Here is a 1776-nt window from a genome sequence, read left to right as displayed (position 1 = left end):
CAGAACCAACAGGCTGAGAGGAACATCCCAAGCGGCTTTTGCCATCGCTCATCGGCAGTTCCAACGTCGACTTTTTCAACACTATCTCCGCAAAGCAGACGCTCACATCGTATGCAGCGAATGGGGGTGCCGAGCCTAAAGCTGACCGGTTTCATTCCAATGAAGATGCATTGAAGATTTTGCGCGAGATCGACGTGCATTTGCATGATGGTTTGGATGTTGTGAGCGCTTGTCGGAAGGCGGGGATTTCAGACAAGACGTATTACTACTGGCGCAAGAAGTTTGGCGGCATGGGGCGGCCGCAGTTGTCAGAGATGCGAGCGCTTCAGAAAGAGAATGAGCGGCTTAAGAAGATCGTGGCTGATCTTCAGCTCGACAAGCTGATCCTGAAGGAGAGCCTGGATCATTTAAAGCCCAAGGCCTGACGGTTGATGGGTTGCGTCAGGCCGTGATCCACACCCGCCAAAAGCTGGATACATCGGAACGTCGAACCTGCGCTGTGTTGGGTGTGGCGCGGTCCAGTCATCGCTATCGGTCCAAGGCTACTAGTGATGATGCGCTGCGCCTGGCGATGATCCGGCTGGCCAAGCAATACGGACGATATGGTTATCGGAAAGTGACAGCGCTTTTGCGGATAGAGGGCTGGCAGGTCAATCACAAGAAGATCGAACGATTATGGGGCGAAGAAGGCTTGCAGCTGCCACATCGGCATAAGAAACGAAGGCGGCTCTATCACAAGGGCAGCTCTGTCATCCGGCTCAGGCCCACGCATCCCAACCATGTCTGGGCGATTGATTTTGTCCATGACAAGCTGAGCAGTGGGCGGAGCTACAAGATGCTGACTGTGCTTGATGAGTACACCCGTGAGGCGCTCTGCGTGGCAGTGCGACCCAGAATGAATGCAGCTGACGTTCTGGACGTTCTGCACCGGCTGCTGATGAAACACGGTAAGCCCGAGTTTATTCGTTCAGACAACGGCCCGGAGTTCATCGCTGCACCGCTTCAGGAGTGGCTCCGACGGGTCGGTATCCAACCGATCCAGATCTACCCAGGGTCACCGTGGGAAAATGGCTACAACGAACGCTTCAACGGAACACTCCGTCGCGAAGTCCTCAACGCCGAATGGTTCCACACAACCAAACAAGCTCAGGTCGCCATCAATGTCTGGCTCAGACAATACAACCAGATCCGGCCACATCATGCTCTGAACATGCGCCCACCTGTGCCTGAAACCTTATTAGAGAAACCTCAATTTAGTGGTGCCGAACGAGGGGGCTAGACACAAGGATTCCTGCGTCCAAACTCTTACTGTTAGAAAGTGTGCTACTCGCATTCGTATTTGGCCGTAGCAGAGCTTCTATCTGCTCCGAGACTTGGTCTGCTGCGACTAAATTGGGGCATGTCATCAGCGTCGCAGTCAGTACAGTTGCAACTGCTGATTTGAGACCTTTTACCATCCGCTCCGTCACCTTCAATCTATATGTCGTTTCTTCGTCGGAGGATACTTCAACATTATGTATAATCAAATTGGAATTTATTGGTCTCGGATCTTGCTCGCGCCGCATGGACTACAATTATTTGCGAGTGGCTGCGTTGCCACTAGAACAGACGGCGGGTGAAAACTTGAGAACGTCTGCTTTGGGCTGACTGTGGTCATTTGGAGTAAAAATGCGGATGGCTGCTTCGTCCGGATAGTGTTGAAAAAGTCGACGTTGGAACTGCCGATGAGCGATGGCAAAAGCCGCTTGGGATGTTCCTCTCAGCCTGTTGGTTCTG

The 1776-nt window shown here is 52.8% G+C and carries 3 protein-coding genes; 2 read left to right on the top strand and 1 reads right to left on the bottom strand.

The genetic code is table 11. The features are described from left to right. The first annotated feature begins 179 nt into the window (after positions 1–179). Both ACR0JR_RS22310 and ACR0JR_RS22305 read left to right on the top strand, forming a co-directional pair. Positions 180–425 (top strand): transposase, encoded by a 246-nt coding sequence (locus ACR0JR_RS22310; RefSeq protein WP_480458207.1) that lies wholly within the window; start codon positions 180–182, stop codon positions 423–425. Between the two features lie 23 nt (positions 426–448). Then, complete coding sequence (locus tag ACR0JR_RS22305) at positions 449–1279, top strand: IS3 family transposase (protein WP_170612379.1); 831 nt, start codon at positions 449–451, stop codon at positions 1277–1279. Between the two features lie 295 nt (positions 1280–1574). On the opposite strand, the gene ACR0JR_RS22300 is transcribed toward ACR0JR_RS22305, so the two are convergent. Next, the coding region (locus ACR0JR_RS22300; RefSeq protein ID WP_480458206.1) for a hypothetical protein at positions 1575–1776 on the bottom strand (202 nt) is incomplete at its 5' end.

The sequence above is a fragment of the Ruegeria sp. AA3 genome, assembly GCF_056542905.1.
The sequence above is the reverse complement of the archived record's forward strand: the minus strand, read 5'-3'. Positions and strand labels throughout refer to the sequence as shown.